Origin of the sequence: Sorangium sp. So ce1335 (assembly GCF_051521615.1) — a bacterium.
In the GTDB taxonomy this organism is placed as follows: Bacteria; Myxococcota_A; Polyangia; order Polyangiales; family Polyangiaceae; genus Sorangium.
On sequence record NZ_CP150363.1, the window covers coordinates 7,043,887 to 7,064,309 of the forward strand.

A 20,423-nucleotide genomic window follows, 5' to 3' on the forward strand; every position below is an offset into this window, starting at 1 on the left:
ACGTTGGAGGCGACATCGTGCCATGAGCGAAGAGAAGGTCATCCAGGCGCGCCCGGACGCCCTCGTCACCGTCCCGTCGCTGGTCGAGGACTTGAAGGCGCTGGGCGTGCGGCCGGGCATGACGTTGCTGGTCCACTCGTCGCTGAGCAAGCTGGGCTGGGTGTGCGGCGGGCCGGTCGCGGTGATCCTGGCGCTCGAGGAGGTCCTGACGACCGAGGGCACGCTGGTGATGCCAACGCAGTCGGCCGGCCTGTCGGACCCGGCGCTCTGGCAGGATCCGCCGGTGCCCGAGGCGTGGTGGGAGCCGATCCGCCAGACGATGCCGGCCTACGACCCGGACCTGACGCCGACGCGGCAGATGGGCGCCATCCCCGAGACGTTCCGCAAGCAGCGCGGCGTGCGCCGCAGCGCGCACCCGCTCGCATCGTTCGCGGCCTGGGGCCGGCACGCCGAGGCGGTGACGGCGGACCACAGCCTCGAGTACGACCTCGGCGAGGGGTCGCCGCTGGCGCGCATCTACGAGCTCGACGGCTGGGTGCTGCTGCTGGGTGTCGGTCATGGGAACAACACGTCGCTCCACCTGGCGGAGCACCGGGCCGACTACCCGGGCAAGCGGGTCGAGGTGCGCCACGCGCCCATCCTGGTCGACGGGATGCGAAGGTGGGTTGCGTTCGAGGATGTCGCGACCGACAGCGGAGATTTCGAGCGGGTCGGCGCCGATTTCGCCAGGGACACCGGCCTGGAACGCCGCGGCCGCGCCGGCGCCGCCACGGCCCTGCTGATGCCGCAGCGGGGGCTCGTGGACTACGGGGTGGGGTGGATGACGCGAAACCGGGGGTAAGGGCGCAACCTGGGTCGGGGCGCCCAACCTGGGTCGGGGCGCCCAACCTGGGTCGGGGCGCCCAACCTGGGTCGGGGCGCTCAACCTGGGTCGGGGCGCTCAACCTGGGTCGGGGCGCCCAACCTGGGTCGGGGCGCCCAACCTGGGTCGGGGCGCCCAACCTGGGTCGGGGCGCCCAACCTGGGTCGGGGCGCCCAACCTGGGTCGGGGCGCTCACCCTGGGTCGGGGCGCTCACCCTGGGTCGGGGCGCTCACCCTGGGTCGGGGCGCTCAACCTGGGTCGGCTCCCGGAGGGGCGCCGGTCGTCAACAACCCGAGCGTTGCGCGTCCGCCTGGAGACCGCGCAGCACGATCGCTAGCCCGCCGAAGAACTCCCGGTCCGGCGGCACGCACCGCGCATCTCGCGCCGTCGTTGAGAGAAACGGATACTCCGCCTCGGACAGCTCCGCGAGCTGCGCGGTACCTGTCCCCGACAGCGGCCCGAGGTGCTCGGCCTGCAGCGCACCTATCACGTAACTGAGCAAGCTGCGAAAGGCGATGACCCGCTGCGCTCCGGCGAAGCCGGCCTCGGTCAGCACCGCGAGCAGCACCTCTCCGAACCGGCGCACCCCCTCGGAGCTGTGCCGATGGGCCAACGTCAGCGGCACCACCGACGGATGCGCACGGATGGCGTCGCGCACACGCCCGACGAGGATCGTCACCCGCTCGATCCACGAGCCGCGCGAGGGCACCTCGACGTCGACGGCGCTGAGCACCAGGTCGACCACCAGCCGCTCGAGCTGCTCGCGGTCGTTCACGTAGCGGTAGAGCGCCATCGTGCTCATCCCCAGCTCGCTGGCGACCGCGCGCATCGAGAGCGCCGCGAGCCCCTCTCGGTCGATGACGGCGAGCGCTGCGACGGCAATGCCTCGATGGGAAAGCGAGCGCGGGCGCGGCATGACCTTGACAGTGTACATCGTACGCGCATACTCGGTAAGTATACGATGTACGCTTAAAAGGAGGTGAGCTGATGTCCAGGCAAGTGAGGCCCGGCGCCATCGTGACCGGGCGCGAGGTCGTGAGCGTCACCGGCGTTCCGGTGCGTGTCCCCGACCCTGCGCTCCTGACCCACCTGCAGTTCCGGCGCTTCGCCGGTTGCCCCGTCTGCCACCTCCACCTGCGCTCCTTTGTTCACCGACACGACGAGATCACCGCCGCGGGCGTCCGCGAGGTGGTGCTGTTCCACTCGCCCGCCGACGAGCTCCGCGAGCACGTGGCCGGCCTGCCGTTCGCCGTCGTCGCCGACCCGGACAGGCAGCTTTACAGCGAGTTCGGCGTCGAGTCCGCCCCCCGCGCGCTGCTGGACCCGCGGGCGTGGTGGCCGATCTCAAGGGCGATCGCGCTCGGTGTGCCGGCGGTCATCGCGCGGCGGCAGCGACTTCCCTCGCGCGATCCGCACGGTGGCCGGCTCGGGCTGCCGGCCGACCTGCTGCTCGCGAGCGACGGGCGGGTGCTGGCCGCAAAGTATGGCGAGCACGTCGACGACGCGTGGTCCGTGGACGATCTGGTGACCCTGGCGCAACACGCGAGAGCGACCGCGACGAGGCGTGCGTCCGCTGCCACTGCATGAGCACGGACGATGCCGACACCGGTTCGCCGGTTCGCTGCAACCTGGGTCGGGTATCCAGCGGTAAGGGCGCAACCTGGGTCGGGGCGCTCAACCTGGGTCGGGGCGCTCGCTCGGGGCGCTCAACCTGGGTCGGGGCGCTCGCTCGGGGCGCTCAACCTGGGTCGGGGCGCTCGCTCGGGGCGCTCAACCTGGGTCGCCCTCCATTGCCCCAGATGGGCCACCCTTCGCCGATGCAGCTGTGGATCGCCTTTACCTCCCCCTTCGCCCGCAAGGTCCGCATCGCAGCCCACGAACTGGGCCTCGCAGGAGAGATCGAGCTGGTTGAAACCGACCCGTGGACGGATCCTCGCCTACGGGCGGTCAACCCGTTGGCCAAGGTCCCGACCCTGATCCTCGAAGAAGGCGAGATCCTCTACGAGTCGTCGGCGATCTGCGACCACCTGGACGAGAGGGCCGGCGGCGGACGGCTCTTTCCTCGTTCCGGCCGCGAGCGTCGCCGCGCCTTGCGGCTCCAGGGCCTGACCGACGGCGCGACAACGGCCGCCGGACGGCTGTTCGCCGCCGAACGGCGTGCCGCGCAGCACCCGGACCCGATGGCTCCGCGGCTCGAGCAAGCGATCGCCGCATCACTCGATGCGCTCGAGACAGAACCGTTGTCGACGGAACTTTTCACAATCGGCGAGATCGGGGTCGCGTGTCTGCTGGGCTACCTCGACTTCCGCTGGCCCGAGCGCAACTGGCGCATCGGGCGTCCCACCCTGGCAGCCTGGTGGACCGCCACGGCGGCTCGCGCTTCACTCATCGACACGGCGCACCGCTTGCCGACGATCGAGCCCCGCCCCTGATCGAGCCCCACCTCAACCTGGGTCGGGTACCCCCACCTCAACCTGGGTCGGGTACCCCCCGCCAACCTCAACCTGGGTCGGGTACCCCCCACCTCTACCGCCACCTCAACCTGGGTCGCCCACCTCAACCTGGGTTGGGTACCCTCCACCTCAACCTGGGTCGGGTACCCCCACCTCAACCTGGGTCGGGTACCCCCACCTCAACCTGGGTCGGGTACCCCCACCTCAACCTGGGTCGGGTACCCCGGAGTCGGGTACCCCGGCAACCCGGGGCAGGTCGCCGGTAGCGACATAGGCCAGGCTGCTGGAACTTGACATTTCGAGACAGGTTGAATCTTCTGCTCAGGGAAACTTTGACGTCCAACCTTCAACCCGGGCGACACCGCGCCTCGCATGAGCCGATGCGCGTCGGCCCGTAGGTCTGGGAGCATGGATCTATTCCAGGTCTCGGCGGCCCTGCTCTCTCTCGCTGCGATCTTCAGCTATCTCAACCACCGGTTCCTCAGGCTGCCGACAACGATCGGCTTGATGCTGATCGCGATGACGACCTCCATCGCCATGGTGGCCATCGGCGTGCTGTTCCCGGCCGTCGAGGCGTCGGCGAGGGAGCACCTCTCGGGCATCGACTTCAACAAGACGTTGATGCAAGGGATGCTCGGTTTCCTGCTCTTCGCCGCCGCATTGCACGTCAACCTGGCCGATCTGAAGAAACAACGCCTCGTGATCGGCGTCCTGGCGACCGGGGGCGTGCTCATGTCCACGCTGCTGGTGGGCGGCATGACCTACGGCCTCATGACGCTCATGGGCGTCGAGATCCGGCCGATTTACTGCTTGCTCTTCGGCGCGCTGATCTCCCCCACCGACCCCATCGCGGTGCTCGGCGTCCTCAAGCACGTGGGGGCGCCCAAGGAGCTCGAGATGAAGATAGCCGGGGAGTCGCTCTTCAACGACGGCATGGCCGTCGTGGCGTTCATCGGGCTCCTGGAGATCGCGTCGGGGACGTCGGGCTTCGACCTGCAGAGGCTCTCTCTCCTGTTCCTCCAGGAGGCGATCGGCGGCGTGCTGTATGGCCTCGCGCTCGGCTTCGTGGCGCTCGCCATGCTGCGAAAGGTCGACGACTACAAGGTCGAGGTCCTGATCTCGCTGGCGACCGCGGCGGGCGGCTACGCCCTGGCGTACGCCATTCACGTCTCCGGCCCGATCGCGATGGTGGTGGCCGGCCTCTTCATCGGGAATGAAGCGCGCGCAGGCGCGATGAGCGAGAAGACCCGCGAGCACCTGGACGACTTCTGGGAGCTGATGGACGAGATCCTGAACGCGGTGCTGTTCGTCCTGATCGGCCTCGAGCTCCTGATCATCGCCTTCGACGGCCAGTCCGTGCTCGCGGGGGTGCTCGCGTTCCCCGTCGTGCTGCTGGCGCGGTTCATCGCTGTCGCGCTGCCGGTGAGCCTCATGAAGAGGCGCAGGCCCTTCACCCCCGGCGCGATCCGCATCCTCACCTGGGGCGGTCTGCGCGGCGGCGTCTCCGTGGCCCTGGCGCTCTCCATACCGGGGAAGCTCGCGGACGGCTCGCTCGTCCACGAGCGCGAGATCGTGCTGTCGATCACTTACGTCGTGGTGGTCACGTCCATCGTGGTGCAGGGTCTGACGATCGGCCCCCTGCTGCGCCGGACGATCGCCGCAGCCGCCACGCCTGAGCCCGAGGACCGGCTCCCCGTGGCAGCCGCCTGATCGCGCGCCCGCGGCGGCTTCGCATCGCTCCAGCCCCAACGTGGGTCGGGCCGCCCAACCTGGGTCGCCCCAACCTCAACCTGGGTCGGGTCGCCCCAACCTCAACCTGGGTCGGGCCGCCCAACCTGGGTCGGGCCGCCAACCTCAACCTGGGTCGGGCCGCCCAACCTGGGTCGCCCCAACCTCAACCTGGGTCGGGCCGCCCAACGAATAGGCGTTTGCGGGACTGCGCCTGAGCAGCGGCGGCGGCGAGGTCCCGGCGCAGTCCCGCAAACGTCGGGTTGGACCGGGCCGGTTCGCGGCCGGGCGGAGCGGTCGCGAGGCCTATGGGGATCCTGCCCGAGAAGGCAGCAGAGGGCGGGCTCGGCGGGGCTCGCACGCGGGGGGCATCCCGCTGCCACGACGTCGGGCGCAGACGTGCCGAGGCAGAGCGCGGCGCCGACGGAGGCCCAGGAGCACGCACGCCGCCGCCATGGACGGCGCAGAAGGCGGATCGATGCCTGACCGCCGCGCAACGGAGGTGGTGTCGTTGCTCCTGCCCAGGCCATCGATGCTCATGACGTGTCCGGAGGAGCAGCGGAAGAGGCGACGACGCACGACGGCAGCGGACGGCGAGCCATCGCAGCCTGACCGCAGCGAGGACAGAGGGACAGGTCGATCCCCGTGAGCGCGGCGAGCAGCGTGCACCAGTCGACCTTGACGACGTGGCGCGGAGAGGGCTCGTGCTCGTGAGAGCTGCCTTCCCGGCGCTCCTCTCCCCCGACAGCGCGCTGCGCTGCGTCTCGCGCCGCCAGGATCGTCGTGCGTGCCACCTCGAGCGTGGTGGTGGCGTGACACGCTGCCATCAAGCCGAAGTGTCGGATCTTCACGAAGCGATGAGGCAGCACGTGCAGCAGGAAGCGACGCAGAAACTCCTCGGCGGAGAGCGTCACGGTCTTGTCTCCGCGGGTCCGGAAGCACACGCCGCGCTCATCCATCGACCGCAGTCGGTGATTGGACAGCCCGACACGGTGGGTATAGCGACCGAGGTAGGCAAAGACCTGCTCGGGCCCAGCAAAGGGCGGCTTGGCGTAGACCACCCAGGGCTTGCGGTAGAGCGCGTCGAGCAGCGCAGCGAAGGCCGCGGGGTTGGCCAGCGCGGCGGCCCCGCCGGTCAGGTCGAGCTCTCCTTGGTCATAGGCCTGCCGAAGCGCGGCGAGCAACTTGCCGCGGAAGAGCTTGCCGAGGACCTGCACAGGGAAGAGGTAGCCGCGCCGCCCCTCGATCCAGCGCGAGCCGTCGAGCGAAAGCCCGCCGCCGGTGACGATGCAGTGCAGGTGCGGATGGAAGCTGAGATCGCGGCTCCAGGTGTGCAGCACGGCGGTGACACCGAGATCGGCGCCGAGCCGCTTGGGATCGCGGCCGAGCGCGAGCAGGGTCTGCGAGCCGCACTGGAAGAGCAGATCGAAGACCGTCTGCTGGTTGACGAGCGCCAGCGGGCGCAGCTCGGCCGGGAGCGTGAAGACGACGTGGAAGTAATGCGTCGGCAGGATGCGTTGCTGCCGCTCGGCGATCCACCGGGCCTGGCTGAGGCTCTGGCACTTGGGACAGTGGCGGTTGCGGCAGGAGTTGTACGAGGGCTGCTCGTGGCCGCAGCTCGTGCACACGTCGACATGGCCGCCGAGCACCGCGGTCCTGCACGCAGCGATGTCGCGCAGGACCTTGCGCTGGGCGGCGGAGACGGCGTGCGCGCGCAGGTAGGCCTCGCCGTGGGCGCGGACGATATCCGCGACCTCGAGCCGAGGCCTACCCGCGGCCGCGGGCCGCGGCGCCGGGCGATGCGGGTGCACGCGAGCTCAGCCGAGCTTCTTCTTGGCCTCCTGAGTGCCGAGCACTTCGGCCGGGCTGCGGGTGCGACCGATGTGAGCCTGGCTGACGCGGACGTAGCGGACGGTGGTGCGGATGGAGCGGTGGCCGAGCAGCGCCTGGATGACGCGGATATCGGTGCCGAGCTCGAGCAGGTGGGTAGCGAAGCTGTGCCGCAGCACGTGCGGGGTGACGCGCTTGTGCAGCTTGCAGCGCCTCGCCGCCTCGCGCAGCGCGCTGCGCACCGCCTCGTGCGAGATGACCGAGCCCTGCTGGCGACCCGGGAACAGCTCCGGTCCAGCGGGTCTTTCCGCCCGCCAGTAGATGCGCAGCGCGGTCAGCACGGGGGCGCTGAGCATCACGTACCGATCACGCCCGTGCTTGCCATTGCGGACGTGGATGAGGTGGCGCTTGCTGTCGATGTCCTCGACCCGCAGCGAGCAGACCTCATCGATGCGCAGACCGGCGCCGTACGCCGTCAGCACGATCGTGCGCTGCTTGACCGAGCCGATCGCGTTGAGCAGCGCCTCGACCTCGGTGCCGCTGAGGACCGGCGGCAGCTTCTGGGGTACCTTCGGCCACGGGATCGCGACAGCGACCTCCGGACGCCCGAGCGTGGTGGCGTAGAGAAACTTGATCGCCGCCACGTACTGGTGCTGCGTCGCCTCCGCGATCTTCCGCTGCTCGGCGAGGTAGAGCAAAAACGCGCGCACCTCGTCGAGACCCAGCTGCTGCGGCGGCTTGCGGTGGTAGGCTACGAAGGCCCGTGCGCAGCGGAGGTAATTGTCGCATGTCGACGGCTTGTATCGCCGCAGCTTCAGGTCTTCGGCCATTCGATCGCGGAGCTGTCCCATCGCTGCCCTCCTGGTGAACGCGGCGCCCGGGCAGGGGCGTCGCGACCGGCAGGGTGGGCAGGGAATGAGGCGGCAGGCGGGCAGTCCTGCGCTGCGCCGGGCGTTTATTTTCGCAGGGAATACCGGCAAAAGCCGCGCTGCGGCAGCAATCACTGCCGCGACAACTGCAACGACGACAAGGACCCGAGCCGCGGAAGGAAATCGCGGCTCGGTATCCGGAATGCTCAACGAAGCAGAGCCCGCAGCATCTTCTTGAGCCTCACGCCGAACTCCTGCACCTCGTCCGCATCGCGCTCGCTCGGGGGCCCGAGCGCCGCCGCCAGGTCCATGGCTCCCAAGGTCTCATGGTGGCTGGAGCTGCCGCGAAGCGGCTTGGTCCAACCTCAACCTGGGTCGGGTCCCCGCCGCCCAGCGCCCAACCTGGGTCGGATCCCCCCGGTCCCAACCTCAACCTGGGTCGGGTCCCCGTCGGGGTCGGGTCCCCACCGGGTCCCCGCCGCCCAGCGCCCAACCTGGGTCGGATCCCCCCGGTCCCAACCTCAACCTGGGTCGGGTCCCCGCCGGGGTCGGGTCCCCACCGGGTCCCCGCCGCCCAGCGCCCAACCTGGGTCGGATCCCCCAACCTGGGTCGGGTCCCCACCGCCCAATCCGGGTCGACAATCCGGGTCGGGTCGCGGTTCACTTTTACAGCCCGTCCACCAGCGTCTCGCCCCCCGTGATCTCCAGCACCGCCCCGGTCATCTGCGGGTTGGTCATCAGGAACACGGCCGCGTGCCCGATGTCCTCCACGGTCCCGATGCGCCGTACGGGCATTGCCGCCCGTACCTTCTGCCGGAGCTGCTCGCGCGCCTCGTCGTCGAGGAAGCTCCACATCTCGCTGTCGGTGTACCCGGGCCGGATCGTGTTGACGCGCAGCGGGCCGATCTCGATCGCCAGACCGCGCGCCAGCGTCTCGAGCGCCGCGAACGTCGCCGACACCATCGACGCCCCCGCGCGCGGACGGACCGCGGCGCCGCCGGTCAGGAACGTGATCGACCCCCCGGCCCGCATCCTCGGCGCCGCATACCGCGCGCACGCCCAGCTCCCGAAGAACTTCGCGTTCATGAACTGCTGCGCACCCGCGACGTCCTGCTCGAGGAACACGCCCCACGAACCGGGGTTTGGCGCGGCGGTGATCAACAGGTGATCGAGCTCCCCCGTCCGCTCGAACAGCGCCTTGACCGAACCCTCGTCCGTGACATCGACGGTCTCGTGCGCCAAGCGCGCGTCCTCCGGCGCGCTCGCAGCGCGCTCGCCCGACGGACGCCGCCCCGCGACGATCACCTCCGCGCCCGCCCTCGCCGCGGCCCTCGCCGCACCGAGCCCCATTCCGCTCGTGCCGCCGACGATGACGACCCGTCGCCCCTCGAGCGCGCGCCCATGGTCATGATTCCCTTCCATCCGTCACCTCATCCCCTCACATCGCGACGAGGCCACCGTCGACCGTGAGCGTGTGGCCCGTCATGTACGGGTTGGTCATCAAGAACTCGATCGCGTGCGCGATGTCCTCCGGCTGCCCGAAGCGGCGGACCAGCAGGTCCTTCTCGGCCCAGGCCTTCATCTGCTCGCGCCGCCCGGCGTGAATGGCCGTGTCGACCACGCCCGACATCACCACGTTGACGCGCACCGGCGCGAGCTCCAGCGCCAGCGCCCTGCCGAAGCTCAGGATCGCCCCGCTCGCCGCCGCGAGCACCGAGAACCCCTCTCGAGGCGGCTTCACCGCCGAGGCGCCCGCCACCAGTGTTATCGATCCGCCCTCGCGCAGGAGCGGAGCGGCAGCGCGCGTCACGTTCACGAACCCGCGCAGCTTGTCGAAGCTCCGCTCGACCTGCTCGCCGGTCAGCGCCCCGATCGGCGCGCGGCTCCCGAGCTCGTCCGCGACGGCGGTGAGCACGAGATGATCGACGCCCCCGATCGACCCCATCACGCGATCGACGGCGGCCGGATCCAGCATATCCATGGCCACCGCGCGCGCGGCTCCCGCGGTGACGCTCCTCGCGGCCTCGTCGAGCCTCGATTGCGATCGGCTCAGCATCACCACGCGCGCTCCCCGCGCCGCCGCCGCCCGCGCCGTCGCGAGCCCGATTCCCGAGCTCGCGCCCGCGACGACCACCGTTCGATTCGACAGCTCGCTCATCGCCCTTCCCTCCGGAGCTCCAGCACCGCCTTGCCCGCCACGCGCCGGTCCAGGAGCGCCTGGGCCGCCTCCTCCGCCCGCTCCCAGCCCCCACGAAGGCCGATCTGCGGGTCGAGCTCCCCCCGCCCGAGCAGCGAGGCGAGATACGCAATGTCGGCCCCGAAGCTCCGACCGACAACGAAGACCTCGACCCGCCGGTTCCCCGCGCGCCGCCGCTCCTGCTCGAAGTCGATGGTGCTCGGCTCGCGCGACGCCATGCCGATGCTCTGCACCGAGCCGCCGCGCTCGACGAGGCTCAGCGCCTGCGCGAGCTGCGCGCCGCCGACGTTCTCGAGCACCCCGAAGACGGGCTCCTTCACCCCGTCCAGCCCGACGACGACCTCGTCGGCGCCTATCTCGCGCAGCCCCTCGCCGCGCGCCGCGCTCCCGACCGCGGCCACCACATGCGCGCCGGCGCGGTGCGCGAGCTGGACCGCGTAGCGTCCCACGCCCCCGGAGGCGCCCGTGACCAGCACGCGGCGCCCCACCACCGGCCCGAGCGCGCGCAGCGCGCGCAGCGCCGTCACGCCCGCCACCGGGACGGTGCTCGCCGCGCCGAGATCCACCGAGCCCGGCACGGCGCCGATATCGGCCGTGTCGACCGCGCGCAGCTCCGCCCACGCGCCGCTCGGCGCGAACGTCGCGACCCGCGCCCCCTCCTTCGGCCCCGAGCCGTCGGCGGCGGCGCGGACCACGACGCCGGCCGCGTCCCACCCCGGCACCTCGCCGGGCCTGCGCAGCTCCGGGAGGAACGCGACCTCTCCGAAGTTGAGCGAGATCGCATGGACCTCCACGAGCGCCTGCGACGGCGCCGGCTCCGGGGTCGGCACGTCAGCAAAGCGAAGCCCTCGCGGCTGGCTGGGATCATGAACAAGCGCACGCATCGTGTTCCTCATGCCTCCTGCTCGGCATCGTGGGCCCGTCACCGCGGTCGTTCCATGCTACTTTGTCTCCAATGCATGACCGATCGTCCGGCGAGGAGGCGCTCGCCCCCGACGCGCTGAGCGAGGTCCTCCAGGACCTCCGGCTGTCGGAGGGGACCTACGGCCGCTGCGAGCTGACGCGCCCCTGGGGCATCGATCTCCCCCCGGTGGCGCAGGCGCGGTTCCATTTCGTGGTCTCGGGCGTCTGCTGGCTGCGCGCGCCGGAGCGCGGGTGGCTGGAGCTCCACGCCGGCGACGTCGCCCTCTTGCCGCACGGCGCGCACCACGCGATCGCGCACAGGGCGCGCGGGCGCGTGAGGCCGCTCGAGGAGATGCCGCTCGAGGAGATCGGCGACCGGGTCTTCGACATGCGCGCCGGCGGCGCGGGCGCGCGGACGATCCTGGTCTGTTGCAGCGTGAGCTTCGCCCAGCCGGCCGTGAATCCGCTGCTCGAGCTGATGCCCCCGCTGCTCCTCGTGCGCGGCGGCGGCGCTGACGACCCGGTGCTGCCCGTGCTCCTCGACGCCATGGCGGACGAGGTGCTCAGGCGGCGCGTCGGCGCCGCGACGGTGATGACGCGCCTCGCCGACGTGGTGATCACGCGGGTCGTCCGCGCATGGGTCGAGTCGCGAAGGGAGGACACGGAAGGCTGGCTCGCCGCGATCCGCGATCCGCAGATCGGCCGCGCGCTCGCCGCGATCCACCGGCGCCCGGGCGACCCCTGGTCCGTGGAGTCGCTGGCCGACGTCGCGAGGATGTCGCGATCCATCTTCTCGGAGCGCTTCGCGTCCGTGGTGGGCGCGCCGCCGGCGCGCTACCTCGCGCGCTGGCGCATGCACCTGGCGAGCGGCTGGCTGCGCGACGAGCGCGTGACCGTCGCCGAGGCCGCGAGCCGGCTCGGCTACGACTCCGAGGCGGCCTTCAGCCGCGCCTTCAAGCGATTCTCGGGGTCGCCGCCGAGCGCCGTGCGGCGGCAGGGCCGCGACGAGGTCTCCCGGGCTCCGCGCGCCAGGGAGGCGTGATCGAGAGGCCATGTTCGCGAGGGACGCCAGAGAGGAGGGATCCCGGGTCTCTCCGCGTCCCGGCCAGCCCGGGAGCGCCGCGCCGAGGGCTCCGTGCACCGAGGGGCGCCCGGCGCGGTCCGCCTCGGACAGGCTCCGCCGCGAGCGAGCCATTCGCGTACTTCCCGTTCCTTCAAGGCATCCTCGAAGAGGGCAGTCTCGCGATCTCGCCATGATCTCGATGACCAGGTGATCCGCGCTCGCCTCGCTCCTGCGCGCGGTGCGGCTTCGACGACATTGCCGCGGGTCGGTGGATGAGTCAGGTTTCGGCGGCGCGCATGGCCGGGCCTGCGCGGCGCGGCGCAGGCACCCTGTGGGGATACGTCATGTCCCCTCACCCCTCTTCGCCCGGTCCTCGACTGAGGCCGTCCTGTCCCTCGATTCCATCGCGCGCGCCGGTGTGCTCGCGACGCGAGGAGACGCCCGGCCGCGACGAGACGACACAGGGCGAGACGTCGCCGCGCGCCCCGGACATGCGCTGTCGTCCCGAGACTCGAATGGCCTGAAGGAACTGGAACGATGGGCGCGGAGCGCCGTCGAGCGCCGTCGCTCGCGGGGCTCCGCGCGTCGCAGGACGGATGGGCGGGATCCGCGCTGGCCCGCGGGGGGGCGCCGGCGCGCGCCGCCCGTCATTCACCCGCGCACTGACGAAGGAGGTTTCCTCGTGATGGTCAATGCTTGCTGTGGCGGCCCGCGCGCGAGCGGGCCCGGAGCGATGCTCGCCTGCGCCCTGATCGGCCTGTCGGCGATCGCCGGCTGCTCGGAAGGGACCTTCGAGCCCGAAGGCACGGGAGGCGCGGATCCCGGACCGAGATCGTCGCTCGACCCCGGCGGGTCAGCGCCGCCGGCCGCGCCCGGGACCGGCGAGCCGCCGCCGCCGCATCCGCCGCCGCCGTCGTACTCGCCGGGCGAAGGCGCGGCGCCCGCGCCGGATGATCCGCCGACCATCGGCTCGCTCCGGGGCGTCCGCGTCCCGGAGCCGCGCGACCTGTCCAGGTACGTCAAGAGCAGGGAGGCGGCCGTCGCGCTCGGAAAGGCGTTCTTCTGGGACATGCAGGCGGGGAGCGACGGCGTGGCGTGCGCGACGTGCCACTTCCACGCGGGCGCCGATCACCGAAAGAGAAACCAGCTCAGCCCCGGCCTCCTCCACCACGACCCCGAGCGGCGCGGGCGGTTCGACCCGACCGGGTCGGGCGCGAGGGGCGGACCGAACCTCGCGCTCCGGGCGAGCGACTGGCCGCTCTTCCGCCTCGCCGACCCGCGCGACCGCGACTCGGACATCCTCTTCGAGACCGACGACATCGTGTCTTCGCAGGGCGCGTTCGGCGCCCGCTTCAACGCCGTCGTGCCCGGGAGCGACAAGGAGGACTGCTCGCTGCTGCCGGACGCCTTCCAGGTGGGCGGCGTGAGCGTGCGCCGCGTCGAGCCGCGCCACACGCCCACCGTCATCAACGCAGCGTTCAACTTCCGCAATTTCTGGGACGGACGCGCGAGCAACCATTTCAACGGCGTGAACCCCTTCGGCCGGCGAGACCCGGACGCCGCCGTCCACGCCGCGCGCGACGGCGTCCTCGTGCGCGAGCGGGTCGACCTGGACAACGCGAGCCTCGCGTCGCAGGCGGTCGGCCCGGCGGTCAACCCGTTCGAGATGTCGTGCGAGGGGAGGACGTTCCCGGACATCGGGTGGAAGCTCTTGCGGCTCAGGCCGCTCGCCAGGCAGGGCGTGGACCCGACCGATAGCGTCCTCGGCGAGCTCCGCCATCGGAGCGGACAGGGGCTCGCGCCGTCCTACAGGGAGCTCATCGAGGCGGCCTTCCAGGAGGCCTACTGGCGCTCGGACGAGCGCGTCGCCGACAGGCCCCTCATCGAGGCGAACTTCTCGCTGTTCTGGGGCATCGCCATCCAGCTCTACGAGGCCACGCTCGTGTCCGATGACACCCGGTTCGACCGCTTTGCCGAAGGGGACACCGCCGCCCTGAGCGACGAGGAGCGCGCGGGGCTCGGGATCTTCCTGGGCAAGGGCAGGTGCGTCAACTGCCATCGTGGCCCCGAGCTCACCGGGGCCGCCACGCACCTGCAGGACGAGGCCGAGGAAGGCGGGTTGATCAAGCGGATGCTGATGGGGGACGGCCGCCCCGCGCTCTACGACAGCGGCTTCTACAACATCGGTGTCCGGCCGACCGACGAGGACGTGGGCCTCGGGGGCGTGGACCCGTTCGGCGTTCCGCTCTCCTTCGCGCGGCAAGGGAAGCTCCGCGCCGCGCGGGCGGACGTCCCGGATAGCTTCCACGTCGACCCGGCGTCGTTCGAGATTGCCAGCGGGGCGCCGATCGAGCCGCGCGAGCGCGACGCCGTCGACGGCGCCTTCAAGGTCCCGACGCTCCGGAACGTCGCCCTGACCGGCCCCTATTTCCACAACGGCAGCGCGCTGACGCTCGAGCAGGTCGTCGAGCTCTACAACCGCGGCGGCAACCGTCGTCACCGGGAGGGCGGCGACACGACGGGCGTCGAGCCCAACGCGACGAACCTCGACCCGGACATCAGGCCGCTCGGCCTGACGGACGGCGAGGCCAGGGCGCTCGTGGCGTTCCTGGAGGCGCTCACGGACGAGCGGGTCCGGTTCGAGCAGGCGCCGTTCGATCACCCGCAGCTCTTCGTCGCCGACGGCCACACCTGGAACGAGTGGACCGCCATCGACGACGGCACCGGCCGCGCGCGCGAAAAGATCAAGGAGATCCCGGCGGTCGGAGCCGCTGGGCGCCGCGCGAAGGACCTCCCGCCGCTCGCGCCCTACAACCCGCTCTGAGCGTCGCGCGCGCGGCGGTCGATCGAGCTCGTGGGCGCGGGCGGCCGTGCTAGACACTGCCCCCATGGCACGGACACACACAACCACGCTCGTTCGCGCAGGCAGCATGCTCTCGGCGGTGGCGTTCGCGCTGGCCCTCGGCGCATCCGCGTGCGGCTCCGATCCGCCGCAGACGCCCGGCGGAACCTTCAGCGCCTCCTCCGGCGGCGGCCCCTCCGGCGACGGCGGCGGCCCCTCCGGCGACGGCGGCGGCCCCTCCGGCGACGGCGGCGGCCCCAGCGCACCCGATCCAGACCCGAGCGACGCCATGTTCGATCCCGACCACGTCATCGAGGTGGGAATCACCATGGCGCCCGAGGACTGGGAGACGCTCCGCCGACAGTCGCGCAACGTCTCGGAGCTGTTCGGCGAGGGCTGCATGGACGGCCCCAAGGAGAGCCCCTACACCCAGTTCCCCGCGACCGTCACCGTCGACGGCACCACGCTCGAGATGTCCGCCGTCCGCAAGAAGGGCTTCCTCGGGTCCGCCAGCCTGTCGAAGCCGTCGCTCAAGGTGAGCTTCGACGAGTACGTGGACGGGCGCGAGCACGCCGGCCTCGCAGGGCTGACCCTCAACAACGCCCGCCAGGATCCCTCGCTGATAAAGACGTGCCTCGCGTTCAAGATCTTTCGCGACGCAGGCCTGCCCGCCTCGCGCTGCAACTTCGCCCACGTGACCGTCAACGGGGAGGACCTCGGCATCTACGCGCACGTGGAGCCGGTCGGCAAGCGCCTCATCAAGCGCCATTTCCAGGACGCGAGCGGCGACCTCTACGAGGGCCAGATCAGCGACTTCCGCGACGGCTGGACCGCCACGTACGAGAAGAAGACCAACGAGGACGACCCGGACCGAAGCGAGCTCGACGCCGTCGCGGCCGCGCTCCTGGCCAGCGACGCCGAGCTCGACGCGACGCTCGGCGCGGTGCTCGATATCGGGACCTTCCGGAGGTACTGGGCCACCGAGGCGCTGATTGCCGCGTGGGACGGCTACGCGGGCAACACGAACAACCACCACGTGTATTTCGACCCGGCGTCCGGAAAGATGTTCTTCTTGCCGTGGGGCCCCGACATGTCGTTCGATGAGGCCGACCCGGTCGGCGCGCCAGGGCGGCCGCAGTCGGTCTCGGCGAGGGGGGCCATCGCGGACCGGCTCTACAAGACGCCGGAGCTCCGCGCTGCCTATGCCGAGGCGATGAAGGACCTCCTCGCGACGGCCTGGGACGAGGACGCGCTGCTCCTCGAGATCGACAGGATGGAGAGGCTCCTTTCGCCGTATGTCGGCGAGAACGCGGAGGCCGTGGAGGTGGCGACCGACGCGATACGGAGCTTCGTGAGCGGGCGCCGCGCCACGATCACCGCCGAGATCGAGCCCACGCCTCCCGAGTGGAGCTCCCCGCCCACCGCCACGGCGTGCATGACGACGGTGGGGACCATGACGGGCACGTTCTCGACGACGTGGGGGTCGCTCGCCCAGATGGACCCCTTCGCCGCGGGGACGGGGACGTTCGACGTGGAGATCCCCGCGGACACGGCGCAATCGGCCGAGGCCGTGGGCGTCGCGGCGGGCCAGGAGGCCGCCCAGCCTGGGTTCGAGTTCATCATGAACGGGCGCGCCCAGCTGTCGATCGTCGGGAGCTTCCCCGACGGGACGGTGCGCGCCCTCGTGTTCTATGTGGCCCCGGAGGTCTTCGCCGACGGAGGCGAGGGCCCGTACGACTGGCAATCGGTCTTCGGGTTCGCGCTTGATTTCACGGAATCGGAGCCCGTGATGACGGGCATGTTCGGCGACGGCAAGATCCGCTTCGACAAGGCCTCGATGGAGCCCGGGGCGCCCGTGACGGGCTCGTTCGAGGCGACCCTCCTCGGGGGCGGCTTGTTTTGATTCGTTCGTCGGGCGCGCTCCCGCCGTCGACTGACTCCCCTGGCTGACAGCCCCCTCCTCGGCCCGCCCCGCTGCCGCGAGCCATGCCCCACACATCGAAGCCCGCGCCGCGCTCGGCGGAGAGGCCATCCTCTGCCTCGACCTCTCGCCGCAGGCCTCTGGCCCCGAGCACCTGAAGGCCAGTCTGGACGCCGTGGCCGCTCGCTCGACGCCGCCTGCGTCACCCGCGCCGGCGGCCGCGTCAAGGTGCTCGACGGCGCGCTGGCCCTGGGCTCTCATCGCCTCCACCTCGGCCGGCGCCTTCGACGGCCGGACCTTCGGGAGGAGATCGTCGGAGATCCTCGGCCACGGCGAGCCCTGCGTGGCGCGGTGAACGGAGTCGCGGCGGGCCGCACCCAAGCGGCAAACGTTCGACCGTCGGCCCCAGGAGGCCGTCGGCTCAGGGAGGTATGTGGATGCTCACGCTTCGTCCAACGGTCTGGATGCCCTTGCTGTGGCTGGTGAGTTGCCTGTCCATTGCGTGTGACAACGGCGAGGGCGGCGGCGGCAACGGCGCCGCAGACGGTGCCCCCAGCGGGAGCGGGGGAGCCGCCGGCGCTGACAGCGGAGCCGGCGAGGGAGGTGCCACAACGGGATCCGGCGGAGGTCTCGGCGCGGGCGGAAACGGGGGCGCGGGCGACGGCGGAAGCGGGGGCGCAGGCGGAAGCACGGGCGCGGGCGACGGCGGAAACGGCGGCGCTGGCGGAAGCACGGGCGCGGGCGACGGCGGAAACGGCGGCGCTGGCGGAAGCACGGGCGCGGGCGACGGCGGAGGTGGTGGAGGCGCTGTGTGCGAGCCTGGGGCTCAAGTCCCGTGTTACACGGGGCCGCCGAGCACCGCCGATGTCGGGATCTGCCGGCGGGGCGTCGCGACCTGCAGCGCCGACGGCTCGGAGCTCGGCGCCTGCATCGGTGAGGTCACGCCAGCGCCCGAGACCTGCACCGATCCGGCGGACGAAGACTGCGATGGTCAGGCCAACGAGGAGGGCTCCGGCTGCGCGTGTGTCCCCGGCGACGCTGCGCCGTGCTACGGGGGCCCGCCCGGCACCGGGGGCGTCGGGATCTGCAAGGCAGGCACGAAGTTCTGCGACACCCAGGGAACCGGCTACGGGCCCTGCATCGGTGAGGTGCTCCCGACCGCCGATGACTGCCACACGGCGGCGGACGAGAACTGCGACGGCGTGAACGCCTCCTGCGCCGCGGGGGAGCACCTCTGGAGCAGGAGCTTCGGCATCGTCCTTGTGAAGCTCGATCCTGTCGGCGCTCACCTCTGGAGCAAGCGGTTCGGCGACTCCTTGCATCAGCAGCCGGCCTCGCTGGCGGTCGACGGCGCAGGGAGCGCGATCTGCGCCGGGGCGTACTCCGGGGCGCTCGATCTCGGCGGCGGCGCCCTCTGGCCGGCGGGCACGCAGGACGCCTTCCTGGCGAAATTTTCGCCCTGATCTCCAGGCCTCGGGCACACGACATCCCCTCGCGAAGTCCCGGTGCCTTGACGATCCGCGCCGCCTACATTCCAAGATCAGGGTACAGGCGTTCCGGCGGAACGCGGATGACCCTGCTCGATGTTCCGGAGGCCTCTTCGCCCCTCGCACGCAAGCTGTTCCAGGCACCCGACGGAGGTAAGCTCATGCACGCCACGGCCACCGAAGCGCCCGACACCAGCGCGGATGACGCCGGGCGATCGCTGCTCAGGACGACGTTCGCGCACGCCTTTCACCCCACGATCGTCCTCCTGGCCCTGGTCGCCTGCCACCACCTCCACGGGAGCCCGGAGCTGCTTCTGCCGATCGGGATCGGCTTCACCCTGCTCATGACCGCGCTGGAGCAGGTCATGCCCGCGAGGCCGGAGTGGAAGCCGCTCTCGAGCTTCAAGCAGGTCGTCGTCAACTTCGCGTTCTGGATGGCGGGCTACTTCTTCGTCTGGGGAGCCGCCGTCGCCACGCTCTATGATCGGGCGCTCACGCCGAGGCTGATCGGCGCGCGAGAGAGCCTGGGGCTGCCGGCGCTGTGGCCGAGCAGCTGGCCCGTCGTGGCGAAGCTCTGCCTGGCCTGGCTCATCGCGGACCTCATCTCGTACTGGTTCCATCGCGCGCAACACCGGTGGGGCGCCCTGTGGCGCGCGACCGCTCATGGCGTGCATCACTCGCCGACGGAGATGTACTCCATCAAGGCGGCGGTGAACCACCCCTTCGAGTTCTTGCTCTTGCTCCTCCCGATACCCCTCGTGGTGGGCCTCGGCGCCGGCCCGGAGGAGATCGGCTGCCTCCCCTTCGTGATATGGATACAGGTCCATTTCACGCACTGCAATCTGCCGCTCAGATACGGGGCGACCGGGTGGATCCTGCAGACCGGCCAGTACCATCTGCACCACCACTCGGTCGTCCGTGAGGAGCAGGACACCAACTACGGCTGCTGCATGATCCTCTGGGACCGCCTGTTCGGCACGTTCCGTCGACCCGGCCACGTCGCGTCGACCGGCGTCGCGCCCGGCGCGTCGCTCGGGCTCGCGCAGCAGCTCCTTTTTCCGATCCGGCCCGTGTACTCGGCCCCTTCCTCCAGGCCGTGATCGCGCGCGGAGGACGCGCCGCGATCGAGGTCGGCTACGTCTCCCCGTCCGCCGCGAGCGCCCCCCTCCGCAGCGCCGCGAGGCTCGACGGCCGCGCCAGGAGCCCGCCCACGGTCTGATCCGCGACGAGCTCCGCGATCTGCTCCGGCCGGTACCCGAGCGCCGCGCGATCGCTGGCGGCGAGCGGGTGGGCGCGCGCCGACCCCTCGGGGCGATACCAGTTCTGCACGCTCTCGTCCTGGGCCAGCACCGTCAGCGCGCACAGGTAGGCGTCCACCTCGCGGAACGTCCCCTCCCCCACCCCGCGCCGGATCATCGCGGCCACGGCCTCGGTCAGCGCGCGCCGCTCGGCCCAGTACGTCGCGAACCCCGCCGGATCCCGCTCGCTGAAGCGGTGGACCTCCGTGATCTCCAGCGGGAAGCCGCACACCGTCTCCACGTCGAAGCGCACGAACCGCCAGAGCTGCACGTCCGCCGCCTCGCCGCTCGTCTCGAGCCGCTGCGCATACGAGAGCGGCAGCCGGTTCACCTGCTGCAATATCTCCGCGACGATCAGCTCCTTGCGCCGGAACCAGTAGTACAGCGACGACTGCCGCAACCCCGCCGCCTCGGCGATCTCGAGCATCGAGACCTCGACGACCCCCCGCGCCGCGAACAGCCGCCCCGCCGCCTCCAGGATCTGCTCGCGCGGCGCCAGCGCGCTCCGCTGCGGCTTCTTGCGCGGCCGGCCCATGCGCCGAGGTCTGCCGCCGGCGCCCTGCCCCTCTTCGTCGCTCTGCCCCTCTTCGTCGCTCTGCCCCTCTCCGGCGCCCTGCCCCTCTTCGTCGCTCTGCCCCTCTTCGGCGCGCCGCCGCTCTTCCGCGCGCCGCCGCTCTTCCGCGCGCTGCCGCTCTTCGGCGCGCTGCCGTCCTTCGATCTTCCAGGCCGGGGGCATCCCTGTCTTCATCCTCAGTCCAGGCTGGCAGTCACGCCGTCGCGCCCATCGACTCGCACGGCGCTCGCGACTGCGCCATCCGCTCCAGCGCGGCGCCCGGACGGGAATACTACAAACCGCCAGGACGCCAAGGACGCCAGAGAGTTCTCCTGGAGATAATTTTCTTGTCCTGGCGTCCCTGGCGCCCTGGCGGTCCACCGTTCTTCATCAGGCCGCCACCTCCCCCCGACGCG

General features: G+C 71.3%; 16 protein-coding genes. 9 read left to right on the forward strand and 7 right to left on the reverse strand.

The window, feature by feature from the left end; genetic code table 11:
• Positions 1-22: 22 nt before the first annotated feature.
• The gene (locus tag WMF24_RS26025; RefSeq protein WP_437730084.1) at positions 23-841 is read left to right on the forward strand and encodes an aminoglycoside N(3)-acetyltransferase; all 819 of its coding nucleotides are present in this window, start codon (positions 23-25) and stop codon (positions 839-841) included.
• Between the two features lie 305 nt (positions 842-1,146).
• Here the strand turns inward: WMF24_RS26025 and WMF24_RS26030 are convergent, their stop codons facing one another.
• Positions 1,147-1,797: a TetR/AcrR family transcriptional regulator gene (locus WMF24_RS26030; protein ID WP_437730085.1), complete on the reverse strand. Its 651-nt coding sequence runs from the start codon at positions 1,795-1,797 to the stop codon at positions 1,147-1,149.
• A gap of 53 nt (positions 1,798-1,850) precedes the next feature.
• On the opposite strand from WMF24_RS26030, the gene WMF24_RS26035 reads away from it, so the two are divergent.
• The 3 genes from WMF24_RS26035 (at position 1,851) to WMF24_RS26045 (ending at position 5,026) form a co-directional block, all read left to right on the forward strand.
• The gene (locus WMF24_RS26035; protein ID WP_437730086.1) at positions 1,851-2,450 is read left to right on the forward strand and encodes a peroxiredoxin-like family protein; all 600 of its coding nucleotides are present in this window, start codon (positions 1,851-1,853) and stop codon (positions 2,448-2,450) included.
• A 230-nt stretch (positions 2,451-2,680) separates the two neighbouring features.
• Positions 2,681-3,295, forward strand: coding sequence for a glutathione S-transferase family protein (locus tag WMF24_RS26040; protein ID WP_437730087.1), 615 nt, complete (start codon positions 2,681-2,683; stop codon positions 3,293-3,295).
• 429 nt (positions 3,296-3,724) lie between these two features.
• Positions 3,725-5,026: a cation:proton antiporter gene (locus tag WMF24_RS26045; RefSeq protein WP_437730088.1), complete on the forward strand. Its 1,302-nt coding sequence runs from the start codon at positions 3,725-3,727 to the stop codon at positions 5,024-5,026.
• 554 nt (positions 5,027-5,580) lie between these two features.
• On the opposite strand, the gene WMF24_RS26050 is transcribed toward WMF24_RS26045, so the two are convergent.
• From WMF24_RS26050 to WMF24_RS26070, 5 genes are all read right to left on the reverse strand, one after another.
• A complete protein-coding gene (locus WMF24_RS26050) occupies positions 5,581-6,855 on the reverse strand; it encodes an IS91 family transposase (protein WP_437729911.1) in 1,275 nt (424 codons plus the stop codon).
• A 6-nt stretch (positions 6,856-6,861) separates the two neighbouring features.
• Complete coding sequence (locus WMF24_RS26055) at positions 6,862-7,725, reverse strand: tyrosine-type recombinase/integrase (RefSeq protein WP_437730089.1); 864 nt, start codon at positions 7,723-7,725, stop codon at positions 6,862-6,864.
• 684 nt (positions 7,726-8,409) lie between these two features.
• Complete coding sequence (locus WMF24_RS26060; RefSeq protein ID WP_437730090.1) at positions 8,410-9,165, reverse strand: SDR family oxidoreductase; 756 nt, start codon at positions 9,163-9,165, stop codon at positions 8,410-8,412.
• A gap of 16 nt (positions 9,166-9,181) precedes the next feature.
• Entirely contained in the window at positions 9,182-9,901 is a 720-nt protein-coding gene (locus WMF24_RS26065) for an SDR family oxidoreductase (RefSeq protein ID WP_437730091.1), read from the reverse strand.
• Entirely contained in the window at positions 9,898-10,824 is a 927-nt protein-coding gene (locus WMF24_RS26070; protein ID WP_437730092.1) for a zinc-binding dehydrogenase, read from the reverse strand. Before WMF24_RS26070 ends, WMF24_RS26065 begins: the two co-directional genes overlap by 4 nt.
• 71 nt (positions 10,825-10,895) lie before the next feature.
• On the opposite strand from WMF24_RS26070, the gene WMF24_RS26075 reads away from it, so the two are divergent.
• The 5 genes from WMF24_RS26075 (at position 10,896) to WMF24_RS26095 (ending at position 19,256) form a co-directional block, all read left to right on the forward strand.
• Positions 10,896-11,885 (forward strand): AraC family transcriptional regulator, encoded by a 990-nt coding sequence (locus tag WMF24_RS26075; RefSeq protein WP_437730093.1) that lies wholly within the window; start codon positions 10,896-10,898, stop codon positions 11,883-11,885.
• 706 nt (positions 11,886-12,591) lie between these two features.
• The gene (locus tag WMF24_RS26080) at positions 12,592-14,730 is read left to right on the forward strand and encodes a cytochrome-c peroxidase (protein WP_437738856.1); all 2,139 of its coding nucleotides are present in this window, start codon (positions 12,592-12,594) and stop codon (positions 14,728-14,730) included.
• A gap of 64 nt (positions 14,731-14,794) precedes the next feature.
• Positions 14,795-16,651: a CotH kinase family protein gene (locus WMF24_RS26085; RefSeq protein ID WP_437730094.1), complete on the forward strand. Its 1,857-nt coding sequence runs from the start codon at positions 14,795-14,797 to the stop codon at positions 16,649-16,651.
• Positions 16,652-17,478: 827 nt separating this feature from the next.
• A complete protein-coding gene (locus WMF24_RS26090; RefSeq protein WP_437730095.1) occupies positions 17,479-18,132 on the forward strand; it encodes a hypothetical protein in 654 nt (217 codons plus the stop codon).
• A gap of 185 nt (positions 18,133-18,317) precedes the next feature.
• Positions 18,318-19,256, forward strand: coding sequence for a sterol desaturase family protein (locus tag WMF24_RS26095; RefSeq protein ID WP_437730096.1), 939 nt, complete (start codon positions 18,318-18,320; stop codon positions 19,254-19,256).
• 34 nt (positions 19,257-19,290) lie between these two features.
• On the opposite strand, the gene WMF24_RS26100 is transcribed toward WMF24_RS26095, so the two are convergent.
• Positions 19,291-20,202: a TetR/AcrR family transcriptional regulator gene (locus WMF24_RS26100; RefSeq protein ID WP_437730097.1), complete on the reverse strand. Its 912-nt coding sequence runs from the start codon at positions 20,200-20,202 to the stop codon at positions 19,291-19,293.
• Positions 20,203-20,423: the final 221 nt, after the last annotated feature.

What these genes read in the sequence shown, in the direction of transcription:
- WMF24_RS26085 (WP_437730094.1), top strand. Translation starts at nt 14,795, where the DNA reads ATGGCACGGACACACACAACCACGCTCGTTCGCGCAGGCAGCATGCTC.
- WMF24_RS26100 (WP_437730097.1), bottom strand. Translation starts at nt 20,202, where the DNA reads ATGAAGACAGGGATGCCCCCGGCCTGGAAGATCGAAGGACGGCAGCGC.
- WMF24_RS26025 (WP_437730084.1), top strand. Translation starts at nt 23, where the DNA reads ATGAGCGAAGAGAAGGTCATCCAGGCGCGCCCGGACGCCCTCGTCACC.
- WMF24_RS26045 (WP_437730088.1), top strand. Translation starts at nt 3,725, where the DNA reads ATGGATCTATTCCAGGTCTCGGCGGCCCTGCTCTCTCTCGCTGCGATC.
- WMF24_RS26055 (WP_437730089.1), bottom strand. Translation starts at nt 7,725, where the DNA reads ATGGGACAGCTCCGCGATCGAATGGCCGAAGACCTGAAGCTGCGGCGA.
- WMF24_RS26040 (WP_437730087.1), top strand. Translation starts at nt 2,681, where the DNA reads ATGCAGCTGTGGATCGCCTTTACCTCCCCCTTCGCCCGCAAGGTCCGC.
- WMF24_RS26095 (WP_437730096.1), top strand. Translation starts at nt 18,318, where the DNA reads ATGCACGCCACGGCCACCGAAGCGCCCGACACCAGCGCGGATGACGCC.
- WMF24_RS26080 (WP_437738856.1), top strand. Translation starts at nt 12,592, where the DNA reads ATGGTCAATGCTTGCTGTGGCGGCCCGCGCGCGAGCGGGCCCGGAGCG.
- WMF24_RS26075 (WP_437730093.1), top strand. Translation starts at nt 10,896, where the DNA reads ATGCATGACCGATCGTCCGGCGAGGAGGCGCTCGCCCCCGACGCGCTG.
- WMF24_RS26060 (WP_437730090.1), bottom strand. Translation starts at nt 9,165, where the DNA reads ATGGAAGGGAATCATGACCATGGGCGCGCGCTCGAGGGGCGACGGGTC.
- WMF24_RS26065 (WP_437730091.1), bottom strand. Translation starts at nt 9,901, where the DNA reads ATGAGCGAGCTGTCGAATCGAACGGTGGTCGTCGCGGGCGCGAGCTCG.
- WMF24_RS26070 (WP_437730092.1), bottom strand. Translation starts at nt 10,824, where the DNA reads ATGCGTGCGCTTGTTCATGATCCCAGCCAGCCGCGAGGGCTTCGCTTT.
- WMF24_RS26030 (WP_437730085.1), bottom strand. Translation starts at nt 1,797, where the DNA reads ATGTACACTGTCAAGGTCATGCCGCGCCCGCGCTCGCTTTCCCATCGA.
- WMF24_RS26035 (WP_437730086.1), top strand. Translation starts at nt 1,851, where the DNA reads ATGTCCAGGCAAGTGAGGCCCGGCGCCATCGTGACCGGGCGCGAGGTC.